Origin of the sequence: Sulfoacidibacillus thermotolerans (genome assembly GCF_003144315.1) — a bacterium.
In the GTDB taxonomy this organism is placed as follows: Bacteria; Bacillota; Bacilli; order Alicyclobacillales; family SLC66; genus Sulfoacidibacillus; species Sulfoacidibacillus thermotolerans.
The window spans coordinates 1-15750 of sequence record NZ_MPDK01000024.1 but is presented as its reverse complement, the minus strand read 5'-3'; the positions used below and the strand labels follow the sequence as shown (position 1 = coordinate 15750).

The window sequence follows — 15750 nt, the reverse complement described above, 5'->3', positions numbered from 1 at the left end:
GAAACCGTTATTTAACAGCCAATTTGTCTTGCAATGACAAGGCGCTGTACTTCAGAGGTCCCTTCTCCGATCTCCATAAGTTTCGCATCCCGCATAATACGCTCTACAGGGAAGTCCTGTACATATCCAGCCCCTCCATGGATCTGCACCGCTTGGTCAGCAGCACGCATGCAAATTTCAGATGCGAACAATTTCGCCATTGCTGATTCCTTTGTAAAGGGTCGATGTTGATCCTTCAGCCATGCCGCTTTTAAAACCATATCCCGAGCAAGTTCAATATGCATCGCCATATCAGCTAATTTAAACTGAATCGCTTGGAATTTCGAGATGGTATGTCCAAATTGAACACGCTCTTTCGCATACTGTAATGCTGCTTCATAGGCGGCACGCGCAAGACCCACACTGAGAGCACCTATGCTAATGCGCCCACCATCCAGCGTATAAAGGAACTGCTTAAATCCCGCCGATTCACTCCCAAGCAAGTTTTCTGCCGGCACTCGTACATCTTCTAATGATAATTCAACCGTATTGCTTCCACGCAACCCCATTTTTTCATACGTGCGCACAACAGAAAACCCTTTTGTATCAGTAGGGACGATAAACGCCCCAATGCGATTTTTGCCTCGCTCATCTTTTCCAACTACAGCTGTCACGACAATCGTTTTAGCATAGCCAGCGTTTGTAATGAACGACTTACTGCCGTTGATAACATACGAGTCACCATCGCGAACTGCGCGCGTCTGTGTCCCCCCTGCATCAGAACCAGCATTTGGCTCCGTCAAACCAAATGAACCAAGCGCTTTGCCACTTGCTAAAGGAGTTAGATACTTTTTCTTTTGCTCTTCTGTACCAAAGTAATAAAGTGGACCACACCCAAGAGACACATGAGCTGCATAACTCAATCCTGTACTTCCACACGCACGCCCGATTTCTTCTACTGCAAGCGCATAGGAAATTGTATCTCCCCCAGCTCCTCCATACTCTTCACTGATCGGCAACCCGAGTAAACCTAATTCTCCAAGCTTTTCAAAAGTTTCAATTGGAAAGCGTGCATTGCGATCCACTTCTGCAGCTTTTGGCGCAATTTCCTCTTCAGCAAATTCCCGCACCATCTTCACAATCATCGATTGTTCTTGCGATAAATCAAAATTCACAGACGTCACCCCACAAGTTTAATATCACGGCTGCAATTCGAATGTGTACACCCGACAGCCCGTCCGACTTCATTCATTTCAAGCCGACTGATCGTTCAGTCGGAGCAAATGATGAAAGCCCTTACTCAACGACTCTTTTATTATAGCGAATCTACCGGTCCTTTGACAGTGTATAAAAACGCAAACTGTTCACTGTACAGTGCGCTGTACAACCGCCTTAGTACAATAAGCGGAGAACATACGCACTGTACAATTTTGTAAGATCCATTTACTCTAGAAAGTCTTTTAAGCGCTTACTGCGACTTGGATGACGCAATTTGCGTAGCGCCTTCGCCTCGATCTGACGAATTCGTTCACGTGTAACCCCAAAAACCTTGCCCACTTCTTCAAGTGTTCGCGTCCGTCCATCATCTAATCCAAAGCGCAACCGCAGGACATTTTCTTCGCGCTCGGTAAGCGTGTCAAGAACATCTTCGAGTTGTTCCTTCAACAATTCATAAGCTGCTGCATCAGCTGGTGCCAAAGCATCGTCATCCGGAATAAAATCACCTAAATGCGAATCATCTTCTTCGCCGATTGGCGTCTCGAGAGAGACAGGTTCTTGGGCAATCTTCTGGATCTCTCTAACCTTTTCTGGACTCATGTCCATTTCGGCTGCAATTTCTTCTGCACTAGGTTCTCGACCCAATTCTTGAAGTAACTGACGCGAAATACGAATCAGCTTGTTGATCGTCTCAACCATATGCACCGGTATCCGAATTGTCCGCGCTTGATCTGCAATTGCGCGCGTAATCGCTTGACGTATCCACCACGTCGCATACGTGCTAAATTTATATCCTTTACGATAATCGAATTTCTCGACGGCTTTAATTAATCCCATATTTCCTTCTTGAATTAAATCTAGAAAGAGCATCCCGCGCCCAACATACCGCTTAGCAATACTAACCACCAGACGCAAATTCGCTTCTGCCAAGCGCCGTTTCGCCGCCTCATCGCCCTCTTCAATACGCTTTGCAAGTTCAATTTCCTCTTCTGCCGAGAGCAATTGAACGCGACCGATCTCTTTGAGATACATACGAACTGGGTCGTTGATCTTAATTCCCGGGGGAATGGTCAGATCATTTAAATCAAATTCCTCATGCCGCACATCTTCTTCGGCCAGTTCCATGTCAGAAGGGAGATCATCATTCGCACGCGGATCGTCATCTCCCTCATTGATGACTTCAATACCAAGCTCATTTACCTGATCAAAAAAATCTTCAATCTGATCGCTGTCTTGATCAAAAGGAGATAGCCGGTTCATGATCTCGGTGTATGTCAAGACGCCTCGCTTTTTCCCAGAGGCAAGCAAGTGCTCCCTCACATCTTCAAGCGTTCGCCCTGAACGCATATCGTCTTGCAACTCCTTGTTCATCGTCCGCTCCTCCTTCCGGTTCTTGGCGCCTGCACGATAAGCGCAGGCTTACTACCTTTCGCTAATTCACTGCGCAATCGCCACAGTTCCTCCTCTGCTTGCTTCATCGCGAGCGTATCACCTTGTTCGAGCGCTCTTTTTAACTCGCTTGATACGCGCGCCATTTCGCGCTCTAAATCATGGTCTATAAGACACTGTATATAATCGCGAACCACTTGCGGATCGGGCGCATGATCGGGCTCCGCGCTCTCAATCGCTTCTTGCAACAATTTCGTCGCAAACTGCAGCACCGCGGAATCATCGATCGTTGCCAAAAATAGTTCCGGATCCGCGTGTTCATGTTCAGCATAAAAGGCGTACAAATAAGCTTGCAAAGCACTATGCATCGGCAAAGAAAATTCAGAGTGGACACTCATTTGTACTTGTTTCACGACATCAGAATCGAGTAACATATAAACCAGAAGTTGCCGTTCAGCTACTTCATGTCTTAATGGTAGCCGTTCATCGATGGGAGTACTTTTGCGACCCGATTCCAGATCTTGCGGCATATGCCTAATAGTATCCCATTTTTTTGCAAAGGCATTCGCCTGAGGACGCTTGCTTTTTGTGCGCAATTGCGTCTGCAGATCATCTCTTAGCGCTGCAACAGAGATGGAATACGTCTTACTTAGCCACTCTAGCATCGCTTCGCGCTCGATCGAACTATCCTCCTCAGCAAGGATATTCACTGCATCGCGGAGATAGTCGAGTCGATCACTTGTCAGATGATTTGGATGCTTGTGCGTTAACTGCAGCAATTGAAACTGCAATGCACTCATCGTCTGCTCGAGGCATTCCGCTTTAAAACGATCCGCCCCAAGTTCTCGAACTGCTTCATCTGGATCTTTCGCATCGGGTATGCTCGCTACGCGCAAAGGAATCTCCATTTCGCGCAAAATTTCAATGCTCTTTAGCGCCGCCTTTTGCCCAGCTGAGTCGCTGTCATAAAGCAGTATCACGTCATCCAAAACAACTCTTCGCAAGATCGATGCCTGTTCTTGTGTGAGCGCCGTTCCAAGTGTTGCAACTGCATTCGCAAGGCCATGTTGATGAAGTGCAATCACATCCATATACCCTTCTAGCAATACCACTTGACCTGTTTTGCGTATGGCTTGACGTGCAAGTGCATATCCATACAGCACATTTCGTTTGCGAAAGATCGGCGTTTCCTGCGTGTTCAGATACTTTGGCTCTTCTGAGCCAAGTGCGCGACCCCCAAACCCGATCGTGCGGCCTTGCAAAGCTCCGATCGGAAACATTACACGGTTGCGATAGCGATCCACTAACTCCCCATCAGACGTAAGCATTCCTAATCCCGCTTCGACAATCACATCTGTCGAAAACTCGCGTTTACGCAAAAACCGCACCAGTTCTCGGCCGCCCCACGGAGCAAACCCCAATTGAAACTGAGCGATTGTTTTTTTTGTAAGTCCGCGTCCTAAAAGATAAGAAAGCCCTTGCGCGCCTGCAGGATGATTCATTAAAATATGATTGTAAAATTTGGTCGCTAGCGCATTAACTTCGTAAAGTTGCTCCCGTCGTTTGCGATCTTCACTTTCTAGAGGATCGTTCTCGACCTGTGGCATAGGCAAGCCTGCTCGTTTAGCCAGACGCTCAATTGCCTGGGGAAAAGTGAGTTGCTCGATCTCCATAAGAAACGTGACGGCTGTCCCCCCAGCCCCACACCCAAAACAGTGATAAAACCCCTTGCCGGGCGTCACGTGAAACGATGGTGTTCGCTCTGAATGAAATGGACACAAGCCCACTAAAGAGCGTCCAACCCGCTTTAGCCGTACATACTCCGAAATTACGTCTACAATGTCGACTTTCTGACGCAGTAAAGCAAGAAATTCCTCTGGAATGCGCATGCTCACAGAAGTTAATCCCCCTTCGCTCAATGCGACTTTGGATTCTGATTGTCATGCGTCATCTTTTGTTTTATCTCATACGTAACTTTATTCGCCAAGATTCTACACTTTCCTGCTTTCGACGCACAGAAATTTATCGACACTGTCAGTTCGTCCACAAAGTATTCGACATTTGTCTAGTGTAACTCTTGTCAGCGACATCTAAACCTACTTTCTTTGCCCTTGTATATAGATGTACGCGATAAAACAGAAATAATCCTTCCGCTTTCCGACAATCGGCAAAATGGACACAAAAAATCCGCATTTGCAACAAAAGTTTCTTATCTTTCCCGCGCCTCGATCAAGCTTAAGATGATACCTGCCGTTTCTTCTACAGCGCGCCGTGAAACATCAATCACAGGACACCCCAGCTGCTTCATCACATAATCTGCATAATTTAATTCCTCTAAAATTCGTTGTTCACTTGCGTAATACGCTTGTTCGTGAAGTCCAAGATGGCGCAATCGCTCTTGGCGAATCACATTTAACTCTTTTGGATTAATCGTAAGACCAACCACACGATTTCGGGGAAGTTCAAATAATTCATCTGGCGGCTGAACCTCAGGAACGAGTGGCACGTTAGCCACACGCACGCGTTTATGAGCTAAATACATGCTTAGTGGCGTTTTTGAAGTGCGCGAAACTCCTACAAGGACCACATCGGCTCGCAACAACCCTCGAACATCGCGACCGTCGTCATATTTAACTGCAAATTCGATCGCCTCCACCCGTCGAAAATATTCATCGTCCAATTGGTGGACTAAACCTGGTCGCAACTTTGGCGTTGCACTAAAAACGTCTTCAAACGCAGACATCATCGGCCCCATAATATCAACTGCGCGAACGCCCACACGCTTTGCTTCTGCGCGCATCGCCTCCCGAAGAGCTGGTAGAATCAATGTATATGCAATAAACCCACCCATTTCATCTGCTGCCGCAACAATTTCTTGAATCGTTTGAACGGAGTCAACGTATGAAAAGCGCCGGATTTCGAAATTTCCATGATCAAACTGACTCGCAGCCGCCCGCACCACAAACTCGGCAGTTTCCCCCACTGAATCTGAAACTACGTACACGATCGCCGGTAAATGAAATTCCATCTCTATGCCCCCAAATGATTAGACATTTCGCAGCGAACCAAGCTCAACAACAAGCCTTGTCACAGTAGTTTTGGTAATTCGTCCGACCACCTCGAGTTGTTGTTCACTCCCACAGCGAACGACAGGGAGCGAATCGACTTCGGCCTCTATTAATTTACGCGCTGCATCATACATCGTGGCTTCTAGATCAATGGTCGTGATATTTGGCATTCTTGTCATAGCAACTGAAACAGGCACCTCATGTAGATTGGACTGGCCAATAGCAACTTTGAGCAGATCTTTGCGCGACGCAACACCAACTAAAACGCCTTCATCACGCACGACAAAAAGTGTGCCTACATCCTCTAAAAACATCGTAACAACCGCATCATATACCGTTGTATGTTCATGAACGACAACGGGCAGCGATTTGTAATCTTTCACTTGGTATTTACGAAACAAGTCGCCCACTAAGTCCTTTGCATGATGATCGCCGATATAAAAATACCCAACCCGCGGGCGCGCATCTAAAATTCCCGCCATGGTTAAAATAGCTAGGTCAGGACGCAGTGTTGCACGTGTAAGCGACAATTCGTCAGCAATGCGCTCCCCAGTAATCGGACCGCGATCGCGAACAATAGCGACAATTTGCTGTTGTCGTTTTGACAGTTCGATCGTTTTTCACCTCGCTGACCTATTCCTGCATGACTTGGCGCAAACGAAAGCGGCATGGTACAATCAATCTATGAATAAACGGAAACTAGAAAGGTAGGTTCAATCGTTTGCATATTCTTGTAAAAATTTTAGCCCGCCTTGTCTTAATTATTATATGTGGCTTTGTGTCTGCACGCTTTTTCTCTTATGAAAAGGGAACTCCATTTGGCTTTAATCGAAAGACGATGAAAAGCCGATATTTTTGGATGGGTGCTGTCACTGGGATCATTTTTGTTTTCTCAGACTATCGGTTTGCACACTTTTTTTCTCTTCCTCAGTGACAAACCACAAGCTGAATCTCTAAAGTTGCAACTGACTCTATTGTACGCGAAGCCACTTGAGAAAACAAAGTGGCTTTTTTTATCCAAATTCTCTATTCCTGCAATTGTTGAATTACTTCAAAAGAACGCAAGACAATTCCTGCATATTCACGCAAAAACAATGCAATTGCAACGTAAATTTGCTTTTGCAAATTCACCTCGACACGAACTTCGCGCAACTGATCAACATGAGCCTGACTCATTTTTTCCATAAGCAGACGCACGCGTGGATGCAACATAAGTGCACCCTGATTTTTTTCTTCTCTTTGACAAGATGGACAAAGAAAACCGCCATGTAAAAAACTAAAAACAGATGTTTCATGTGGTAGGGATGAAAAACACGCAGCGCATGTTGTATAAGAAAGTGACAGTCCAAGCCACGGCAAAGTCAAAATGGCTAAATGTGCAAGCGCAAAAAGCGGTGCATCGGCAGTGCGTAGTCGCTCCAAACTAGCTATCATATCCTTATACAATTGAACCAGGACAAATTCTTCTCGTGCACAGTCTTGCACTGCCTCGCTTATGCGCGAAAACAACTCCAGCATGGCAAGTGCATAAGAAAGCCGCTCCACATGACTTCGTAAGTCAGCATACGCATCTAGTAATGATGCTTGTCTGATCACGGCAATTCCTGCAGCGGGTCTGTACAAAATAAAATCACTTTTTGCGAGTACCTGAGTTGCTGCTGACAACGCATGACCTGGTCGTTCAGCACGCGGAGCAAGTACCCGCAAAAAACCCAGTTGCGGAGTTAAGATGAGAAGTAACCGATCATCTTCACCTTTTGAGTATGTTTTTAGAACTATGCCTTGAATCCGAACCAGCATTTTGGCGCTCCTTCTGAAGTTGCGAAAAAACAACTATGGAACAGAATCGGCTTCTTCTTGTGCGATAACCGCCTGTGTCTCCTGATCGGAGGAATTCACGAGAGCTTCATGCTCCTTATAGAGCAAATAAGCATCGATCGCTCCTGTCAGAGAAAAGTAGTTCCATAAAAAGTCTCGCATCGCAATCATCCTTTCGGCACCCATAAAACAAAACCAATTACCTATAGGATGAAGCGAAGACACACAACTATACGATGAAAGAGCTGGAAGAAAACCAGCCCATTTTTTGCACACAATTACTCCTGTTCATAACCAAATGAGCGCAGCAAATGTTCGCGATTACGCCAGTCTTTTTTTACTTTGATCCAAAGTTCTAAAAAAACTTTTGAACCAAATATACTCTCAATGTCGTGACGCGCCAACATGCCGACCTTTTTTAAGAGATCCCCGTTTTTCCCGATCAAAATTGCCTTTTGTGAGTCTCGCTCAGTGTAAATGAGCGCATTGATATAAAGCACATCTCGGTCATCTCGCGTTTCTAACTGTTCAATGACCACTGCAACTGAATGTGGAATCTCCTCACGCGTCAATAGCAAAACCTTTTCACGAATCAATTCTGCAATGATAAAACGCTCTGGGTGATCAGTAACAATGTCCTCTGGGTAGTACATCGGTCCCTCTGACAAGTGTTCATAAATTACCTTCGTCAATACATCGACTTGCTCACCTGTTTTTGCGGAGATCGGAATAATATCTACAAAAGGATAAGCTGCTCGATACTCGTCAATCAAACGCAAGAGTTGAGACTTATCCGCTACACGATCAACCTTATTTAGCACGAGCACGGAAGGAACACGCGCCTCTTTTATCTTATCGAGTACATATTCATCTTTTTGTGCTCCAGCAAAAGAAGCATCTGTTACACACATAACTAAATCCACTTCGCGAATTGAATTTTCCGCAATTTCCATCATATACTGACCTAATTGATGACGCGGTTGATGCATACCCGGGGTGTCAAGAAATACCACTTGCCCTTCTTCGCGCGTAAGAATTCCACGAATGCGAGTGCGTGTCGTCTGGGGTTTATCTGACATGATCGCAATTTTTTGCCCGACTAAGCGATTGAGCAGAGTGGATTTCCCTACATTGGGTCGACCAATAATAGCAACAAAGCCTGATTTCCGTTGATGCTCAGCCATTCAAATCCTCCTTTACAAATGCATAAGGTAATAATTCTCCTAGCGTTGTCTGTAGTCTTTCACCTGCAACATTCGCTAACAATACGATCGTATTTTCTGACCCAAATTCTGATAATACCTGACGGCAAGCCCCACATGGTGCGATGGGGCGTGGCGCATCTGCAATCACAGCGATTGCGCGAATTTTGCGTTCTCCAGACGCGATCATTCGAAAAACGGCCGAACGCTCTGCACAATTAGTTAACCCGTAAGAAGCATTCTCGACATTACACCCTGTAAATACAGTTCCAGAATCCGTTTGAATTGCTGCTCCCACTGCAAACTGCGAATAGGGGACATAGGCGTTTTCGCGTACTGTTTGCGCCTGCTGCAGTAAAAAATTAAAATTATCCACTTGTATGTACATCCTTTCCGCGTAATCGCAGGTGTACTGCATATCCAGAAACCGCAACCATTAAACAGAGCACGCCGATCAATACGACACCGATGAACGGCGGCTGTAAAAGTGTACGCAGAGTCCGCCAATGAATTGGATTTAACTTGTCATAAAATACGAGATACGCAACCGCAACAGCATTAGCCGCAGCGATCAATACTGCGGCCGCAGCTACATCTTTTGCGACTTTAGCCAAAGGATGAAATTCTGAAGTAACCATATCAACGACATGTTCAATTGCAGTATTTACCATCTCCAAGGTAATCACTAACGCGATCGAAAACAAAACGGTGGTGATCTGCAGTACATTGATTGAAATCACTGTACATAAAAAGATCACGACAAAGGCCGCCAAAAAGTGCACACGCATATTGCGCTGTGTCGCCAAAGCATAGGCCATGCCATTAAACGCATAGCGAAAACTGCGCACGAGCCCTTTCATTGCCTCACCGCTCAAAACCGAGTGCACTTAACACTGCTTCTTGCAATCGCATCATTTCTTGTTCTGTCTCCTCCGTTTGATGATCATATCCAAGTAAATGGTAAAAGCCGTGTGCAGTTAAAAATGCGAATTCCCGTTCTACACTGTGCCCATACTCCGCCGCTTGCTCGTGTATACGCGGCCAACAAAGGATGATATCGCCTAAAGTCACGATGGGCAAAGGATCTGCAATTTGCGGTTCGTCTTCCCCTTCTAACAATGCAAAAGATAAAACGTCTGTCACCTGATCGCGATCGCGATAGTTTCGATTAAGTTCTTGAATCGTCGCATTATCGACAAGTGTGATCGAGACCTCTGATTTTGGCAAGTCCGCACGCATTGCAATTTCTTTGCAAACAGCATTTGCGATTTCTTCCATACGCTTAGCATCGAGCGCCGCATCCAAAACTTCATTTGAAAAATGGATGACGAGATCCTCCGCTTGTTTCACATGCACTCCCCCTTTTTCCATTGATCAGCCCTTGCTGTGATTGTCCACAATCTTGGCGGGATCAGGATACTCAATACGCTCATGATAGATTCCTTGTAATGTACGCATAAACGCCTCTACCATACGTTCCAAATCTTTAAACGTAATATCACATTGATCGAGTTGACCATCTTGTAATCGATCTTTCATAATCTTGCGAATCAGCGCCTCAATTCGCTGTGGGGTTGGTTTCCCCATCGAACGCACAGAGGCCTCTACTGCATCGCACATCATGACAATAGCAGCTTCTTTAGACTGTGGGCGCGGTCCAGGGTAGCGATACTGATCTACATCAGGCGTATGGTGTTTATCCTCCTCTACCGCTTTGTTATAAAAGTACCACAGGACCGTTGTCCCATGATGCTCTGCACAAATATCGCGGACAGGCGCTGGCAATTTATACTCTTCAAGCATTTTCAACCCATCTGTCACATGTGAGGTAATAATTAAGTAGGAGAGATTGGGAGACACCTTATCATGCGGATTTTCTCCAGAAACCTGATTTTCCACAAAAAATAAAGGGCGTTTCATCTTCCCTACATCGTGATAATATGCCCCAACGCGGCAGATCAAAGGATCTGCACCAATCGCCTCTGCAGCCGATTCTGCAAGATTGCCCACGATCAGACTATGGTGGTAAGTCCCCGGTGCTTCAAGCAGTAATCTACGCAACAAAGGATGGTTGGGATTCGCGAGTTCAAGTAATCCCATATGGGTTACTACGCCGAATGCCGTCTCTAAAAAGGGCATCAAGCCAATCGTTAAAACAGAAGACAATAACCCTCCAACAATTCCATAGATCACTTCAAAAGCAAGTTCGTGCAGCCCAGAGTCTGTAGATGTCAAGATAAAGTGCATAACAATAATCGTACACGCATTTAATAACGCCGTTAAAAAACCCGCCCGCATAAAAACACTGCGATGTTGAACGCGTGTCATCGCCATGACTGCACCAAGCGCCCCAATGAGCGGTGTAAAAAAATGTTGAAATTCAAAACCAAACGCCGCACTCGTCAAAATAGACAGGAGGAGTGACGAGAGCACGGCAAGTGATGATCCAAAAAACATGGCAAGCATCATACTCGCCATGGCAATCGGCAAGGCATAGGAAATGTCTGGAGGGACACCCACATCTACAGCTGACTTGGCAAGCAAAATCAAACCAGCAGAAAAAATAATCACGATAGAATAGAGCAACAAGTATACATTATCGCGTGAAATGCGCAGGCTGCGCAATTGGATAAAAGCTGCTGTAGCCAAAACTAATAGCGCAATAAAAAAGAAAAACCCTATATAAATCCCATAGTCAGGTTGTGTTTTAAGCAACTTCAAATCTTGTAATTCGCTCATCATCGTCGGTGTAATCAATTGTCCTCGCCGAACAATCACGTCGCCGCGATTAATCCACACATCTGGCACACTGCGTTCAGCAGCCAATCTCGCTTCTTGAGTCAACACCTCGTTATACACGAGATTGGGCTGCAATACGGACAAGACAATCTGACCGATAATTACGCGCAATTGCTCGTCCACCTGCAGAGTCACCAATTGTTGATCGACAATCAGTGAAGCACGCTCCATGTCGCGCGCTGAAAAACTAGCTTGCAGCAATTGCTGAACAATGCGTACCGCATCACTACTTACCACCGTCAGTTCACTTGGCGGCATCTGCAAGAGAGCTGCAATTACTGCCGACGGCAATTTGCGCGGTGCCGACTGACGCACTTGCGTGACGGCGGTATCAGGACTAAGCGTTGGTTCACCACGAACGATGTTCACTGCATTAAACAGGCGATCTAAGGCAGCCAATGCATCTTGTTCAGTCGCTGGATTGATGTCATAACGAGGCGGAACAAGTGCTGCAGCGGCCTGCCGGGCTGCCTGCGTAGCATAAGTGTCAACAGCATCAATCGGCGCGCGAATCGTCACTTGACTGACCTGACCGGCAGATAAGTCGTACCTCTCAGGTAAGACTGTACCGACAAGCGTAAAAAACAGCACAAAGGTCAAAAACAGATAAATCGCAATTCGAAAGCGCGCACCAAACCGCAAATTGTAATCCTTTAGCAACGTGGTCACCGCGGATTTCGATCTTTTTGGATTTATCATCCCCGCTCGACCTCATCCTTTGCATATGCATGAATAATTTTTTGCACCAGTTGATGGCGTATAACATCAGATTCTTCCAACACGACAAACGCAATTCCATCAATATCTGATAAAATACGAAGCGCTTCACGCAGCCCCGAACGTTTGCCGCGCGGCAAATCAACCTGTGTAATATCTCCGGTAATCACCATCTTTGAACCAAACCCAAGCCGTGTTAAAAACATTTTCATTTGTTCGGGAGTCGTATTTTGCGCTTCATCAAGGATGACAAACGCATCCTCGAGCGTCCGCCCTCGCATATACGCAAGAGGTGCCACCTCTACTAAACCGCGCTCCATAGAACGCGCAAGTTGTTCAGGTCCCATCACATCGTGCAATGCGTCATACAGAGGTCGCAGATAGGGGTCAACTTTTTCCTGAAGATCCCCCGGCAAAAAACCCAAGTTCTCTCCAGCCTCAACCGCTGGTCGGGTGAGTACAATGCGTTTGACAAGCCCATTTTTTAAAGCTAGATATGCGAGCACCACTGCCAGATAGGTCTTCCCTGTTCCCGCCGGGCCCACACCAAAAACAATGTCGTGCTTTCGAATCGCTTCTACATATGCACGTTGACCAATCGTTTTTACGCGAATTACTTTCCCTTTAAAACTTTGCGCTAAATCCTCTTGAAAAAGGTCTAAAAGATGGGCAAGGTCGCCCTTTTTCTGCAATTCAAGTGCATACAGCACGTCACGTTCAGACAGCGGATGTCCTTTTCGAATAAGTTGCTTGAAGACTCCAATCAATTCAACAACTTGCTCCACAACCATTGGCGTACCCTGTACGCTCAGTTCATTCCCTCGATTGATCAGTGTACATGCAAATGCCTGATCTAACATGCGAATATACGCGTCTTGGGGTCCGAAAATTGCTCGCGCTTCCTCATTATCGCGCAGAAGAATCTTTTGCGAGACTACGCTTTCTTCACTCAATCGCGCTCCCATCTCCTCTAACTATTCGCGGCCTAAAATCAACCTGTAATTTTCTTCCCTGTCTCTGGTTTTTGAGGGGAGATCGCTTGATTAATCCCTATATCCTGCAGCACTTCTGTCCACACAGTCATATATAGCTTACCATGCTCGAGTTTGCGCTGTAAAATATTTTGACGAAGAACTTTCCCCTCCCCTTTACACTTTGCGAGAACATCTGTCGCCGCAAACTGTAATCCGCGTGCAGTAAGGGCCGATTCAGTCAACGCGACGGTATGAGGTATCGCTTCATAAACAGTCTCCTTGCGCAAAACAAGGGGCAACGTCAAGTCCCAAAGCTTCAGAGGAACATCTATACTCTGAACCTCTTCATGTGTATAGGGCGGATGAGAAAACCCCCAAATTTGCAAGGCAAACTTTCCAAGCATCAGATAATCATGCGAAACATGCTCACCACTTAACAAATCTACCGTCGTCTTTTGTGACAATGTGACATCTGAGCGATACCATACGATACCGCGGACTATCCCACTGGCATGTACAGACTTGCCATCTTCTAAAACACCAGATATGAGTATTGTCCCAGGAGTTACAAATTGTCCGGGTTTCACTACCGCCTGTCCGTTATCTGCCAAAACAATCGCGACGACCCCCGGCACTTTTGCCACAATATCTTGCGGAGTAGTTGGCTGAACCTTCGCACCTTGAATGCGCGAAATCACCCGGATGTAGATTGAAGTCCCATGCATTCGTACGCCAACCCATGACAGATCAGGCAATGCATCTAACAGCGCAAGTTGTAGAGCATCTTGATCGACAACTCGGTACAACAACCCACCAGGATATACATGTAATTTTTGTAGCGCCGCCTGAATTACTTCCGGTTGATCTGTACCTTCAATCTCCACATGCCAAATAAAGCCAGACAACGTGTAAAGAGCAAGAACAAAAAAAAGAGCGCCACCAATAAATGCTTTTCTGCGCCGAGCTCGCCATAAAACAAAAGGAAGCCCCCATTTATTGATAAATTGCACTTTAGCTGATGCTAGACGCACTGCCCGTACTAGTTCCTTTACATGAGCCAAACTCAGAGTCAACTGATATTGTTCGGAGGCAACATGCTCCACATCAAATAGGGGGACTCCGCGAGCGATCAGAGCCGACAGTACAGTTCGGCTCTGATCTTTTAGGACAAGCACGCGCACAGAACCACTGAAAAACTCTGCAATGCGTATCGCCACCGTTTTTCCCCCCTAGTGAAAGTCTACACTAGATACTGTGCCTTCGATGACAAGCTGTTCTGGAACAATGACCTTAAACGCCAAGCGAGTGCCTTTAATCGCCACTTCTCCTTTAGCAAGAGCGATGCGAATGAGCTCAGGTTCAAAGGAAAGAATGGACTTATAATTGTCAACAACGACTTGTTCATTGCCTATCAACATGACGCGAGGCACATGCAACAGGGTGTCCTTGGGGATTTCTAGCAATTCAGCCGCCATGTGCTCCGTTTTATCTCTCCACCGGCGTTTCATGGACATCCCTCCTCGAAAGACGTTTATGCCATAATAGAAAGAGATATGCCGCATAACAAAAAGGCGACCCTAACGGGTCGCCCATCTCACTGCAAAAGTATGCGGTTTACAACCTATTCATGAGCTGCGGATCGACTTGCGAGAACTTCTTGCACGACTTGACTCACGGTCTTTCCTTCCGCTCGCGATCCCACACGTTCCATCACTACAGGCATTACTTTTCCCATGTCTGCTCGCGAAGACGCTCCCGTCTCACGAACCACGTCCAACACGATCGAGCGAATTTCATCCAGAGCAAGCGGTGCTGGCAAATAGGAAGATAAGACCTCAAGTTCTGCTTCCACAGAAGCGATAAAATCTGCGCGCTCAGAGCCTTTTACAGCCTCTAATGCATCTTTGCGCTGCTTTACCTCTTTGCGAATGACAGACAAGATTTCTTCGTCCGACAGTGCGTGGTGAGACTCAATCTCTTGATTCTTCATCGCCGCTTTAATCAATCGCAAAACAGACAAGCGAACCTTGTCCTTGTCCCTCATAGCCTGCTTTAATTCTTCTGATAGGCGATCGGCTAACTTCACGCGCCTGTTCGCTCCCTTGTCGTAAGTTCCCGAATTCACTTTCAAACAGCACACTTTAAAATTTCTTTTTGTTCTTACGTGCAGCTTCCGATTTCTTCTTTCGAGCCACGCTTGGCTTGTCGTAATGCTTCCGTTTCTTTACTTCGGCGAGGATGCCGTCCTTTGCAGTAGCACGCTTAAAGCGACGGAGCGCGCTATCCAAAGATTCGTTCTTACGGATCTTGATCTCGGACATACAGGTTTCCCTCCCTCCACCGAACACTTGCAAGACTAGCCAAAGCTAGCCACATACATATCAAAGCAGATTATATTCCACTACAGCAAATACTGTCAACCTAGGATACCGTCGCAGGTTATTCATACTTCAAACTGAGAATCTCACGTGACATGGACAGCCTCTCCTTCGTTCTCCTCTGCAAATGAAACGGTATGCACGACATGTGGCTGTTTTCGCGGCATCAGCATAAAGACAACCCCTAGTGCGAGCAGAACAAACACTG

General features: G+C 46.2%; 17 protein-coding genes. All 17 read right to left on the bottom strand.

Features of this window, described 5'->3' with window-relative positions; all coding sequences use genetic code 11:
• Nucleotides 1–11: 11 nt before the first annotated feature.
• The gene (locus BM613_RS11595; RefSeq protein WP_109431353.1) at nt 12–1154 is read right to left on the bottom strand and encodes an acyl-CoA dehydrogenase family protein; all 1143 of its coding nucleotides are present in this window, start codon (nt 1152–1154) and stop codon (nt 12–14) included.
• Between the two features lie 268 nt (nt 1155–1422).
• Nucleotides 1423–2568 (bottom strand): RNA polymerase sigma factor RpoD, encoded by a 1146-nt coding sequence (rpoD, locus tag BM613_RS11590; RefSeq protein ID WP_109431352.1) that lies wholly within the window; start codon nt 2566–2568, stop codon nt 1423–1425.
• Complete coding sequence (gene dnaG, locus BM613_RS11585) at nt 2565–4475, bottom strand: DNA primase (protein WP_245926376.1); 1911 nt, start codon at nt 4473–4475, stop codon at nt 2565–2567. The genes rpoD and dnaG overlap by 4 nt, the downstream gene beginning before the upstream one ends.
• Before the next feature lie 320 nt (nt 4476–4795).
• A complete protein-coding gene (locus tag BM613_RS11580) occupies nt 4796–5614 on the bottom strand; it encodes a pyruvate, water dikinase regulatory protein (RefSeq protein ID WP_109431350.1) in 819 nt (272 codons plus the stop codon).
• 18 nt (nt 5615–5632) lie between these two features.
• On the bottom strand, nt 5633–6262 hold the full coding sequence (gene ccpN, locus BM613_RS11575; RefSeq protein WP_109431349.1) for a transcriptional regulator CcpN: 630 nt from the start codon (nt 6260–6262) through the stop codon (nt 5633–5635).
• A 418-nt stretch (nt 6263–6680) separates the two neighbouring features.
• Nucleotides 6681–7454, bottom strand: a complete 774-nt coding sequence (gene recO / locus BM613_RS11565) for a DNA repair protein RecO (RefSeq protein WP_109431347.1) — start codon at nt 7452–7454, stop codon at nt 6681–6683.
• Between the two features lie 33 nt (nt 7455–7487).
• The gene (locus BM613_RS11560) at nt 7488–7634 is read right to left on the bottom strand and encodes a YqzL family protein (protein WP_109431377.1); all 147 of its coding nucleotides are present in this window, start codon (nt 7632–7634) and stop codon (nt 7488–7490) included.
• A 116-nt stretch (nt 7635–7750) separates the two neighbouring features.
• On the bottom strand, nt 7751–8656 hold the full coding sequence (gene era / locus BM613_RS11555; protein ID WP_109431346.1) for a GTPase Era: 906 nt from the start codon (nt 8654–8656) through the stop codon (nt 7751–7753).
• Nucleotides 8649–9050 (bottom strand): cytidine deaminase, encoded by a 402-nt coding sequence (locus tag BM613_RS11550; protein WP_245926372.1) that lies wholly within the window; start codon nt 9048–9050, stop codon nt 8649–8651. Before BM613_RS11550 ends, era begins: the two co-directional genes overlap by 8 nt.
• Nucleotides 9043–9549, bottom strand: a complete 507-nt coding sequence (locus BM613_RS11545) for a diacylglycerol kinase family protein (RefSeq protein ID WP_181363101.1) — start codon at nt 9547–9549, stop codon at nt 9043–9045. Before BM613_RS11545 ends, BM613_RS11550 begins: the two co-directional genes overlap by 8 nt.
• Complete coding sequence (gene ybeY / locus BM613_RS11540) at nt 9539–10024, bottom strand: rRNA maturation RNase YbeY (protein WP_245926371.1); 486 nt, start codon at nt 10022–10024, stop codon at nt 9539–9541. Before ybeY ends, BM613_RS11545 begins: the two co-directional genes overlap by 11 nt.
• 24 nt (nt 10025–10048) lie before the next feature.
• Nucleotides 10049–12172 carry an HD family phosphohydrolase gene (locus tag BM613_RS11535; RefSeq protein WP_109431342.1) on the bottom strand — a complete coding sequence of 708 codons (2124 nt, stop codon included), beginning with the start codon at nt 12170–12172 and terminating at the stop codon, nt 10049–10051.
• Complete coding sequence (locus BM613_RS11530) at nt 12169–13155, bottom strand: PhoH family protein (protein ID WP_109431341.1); 987 nt, start codon at nt 13153–13155, stop codon at nt 12169–12171. Before BM613_RS11530 ends, BM613_RS11535 begins: the two co-directional genes overlap by 4 nt.
• A gap of 26 nt (nt 13156–13181) precedes the next feature.
• Nucleotides 13182–14381: a sporulation protein YqfD gene (locus BM613_RS11525; RefSeq protein WP_109431340.1), complete on the bottom strand. Its 1200-nt coding sequence runs from the start codon at nt 14379–14381 to the stop codon at nt 13182–13184.
• A 12-nt stretch (nt 14382–14393) separates the two neighbouring features.
• On the bottom strand, nt 14394–14672 hold the full coding sequence (gene yqfC, locus BM613_RS11520) for a sporulation protein YqfC (RefSeq protein ID WP_181363100.1): 279 nt from the start codon (nt 14670–14672) through the stop codon (nt 14394–14396).
• A 113-nt stretch (nt 14673–14785) separates the two neighbouring features.
• Nucleotides 14786–15250: a GatB/YqeY domain-containing protein gene (locus BM613_RS11515; protein ID WP_109431338.1), complete on the bottom strand. Its 465-nt coding sequence runs from the start codon at nt 15248–15250 to the stop codon at nt 14786–14788.
• 55 nt (nt 15251–15305) lie between these two features.
• The gene (rpsU, locus tag BM613_RS11510; protein ID WP_109431337.1) at nt 15306–15485 is read right to left on the bottom strand and encodes a 30S ribosomal protein S21; all 180 of its coding nucleotides are present in this window, start codon (nt 15483–15485) and stop codon (nt 15306–15308) included.
• Nucleotides 15486–15750 lie beyond the last annotated feature (265 nt).

Excerpts from the sequence above, each read along its gene's own strand:
- BM613_RS11535 (WP_109431342.1), bottom strand. The coding sequence starts at position 12,172 with ATGATAAATCCAAAAAGATCGAAATCCGCGGTGACCACGTTGCTAAAG.
- rpsU (WP_109431337.1), bottom strand. The coding sequence starts at position 15,485 with ATGTCCGAGATCAAGATCCGTAAGAACGAATCTTTGGATAGCGCGCTC.
- dnaG (WP_245926376.1), bottom strand. The coding sequence starts at position 4,475 with ATGCGCATTCCAGAGGAATTTCTTGCTTTACTGCGTCAGAAAGTCGAC.
- BM613_RS11560 (WP_109431377.1), bottom strand. The coding sequence starts at position 7,634 with ATGCGAGACTTTTTATGGAACTACTTTTCTCTGACAGGAGCGATCGAT.
- BM613_RS11580 (WP_109431350.1), bottom strand. The coding sequence starts at position 5,614 with ATGGAATTTCATTTACCGGCGATCGTGTACGTAGTTTCAGATTCAGTG.
- yqfC (WP_181363100.1), bottom strand. The coding sequence starts at position 14,672 with ATGAAACGCCGGTGGAGAGATAAAACGGAGCACATGGCGGCTGAATTG.
- recO (WP_109431347.1), bottom strand. The coding sequence starts at position 7,454 with ATGCTGGTTCGGATTCAAGGCATAGTTCTAAAAACATACTCAAAAGGT.
- BM613_RS11530 (WP_109431341.1), bottom strand. The coding sequence starts at position 13,155 with ATGGGAGCGCGATTGAGTGAAGAAAGCGTAGTCTCGCAAAAGATTCTT.
- era (WP_109431346.1), bottom strand. The coding sequence starts at position 8,656 with ATGGCTGAGCATCAACGGAAATCAGGCTTTGTTGCTATTATTGGTCGA.
- rpoD (WP_109431352.1), bottom strand. The coding sequence starts at position 2,568 with ATGAACAAGGAGTTGCAAGACGATATGCGTTCAGGGCGAACGCTTGAA.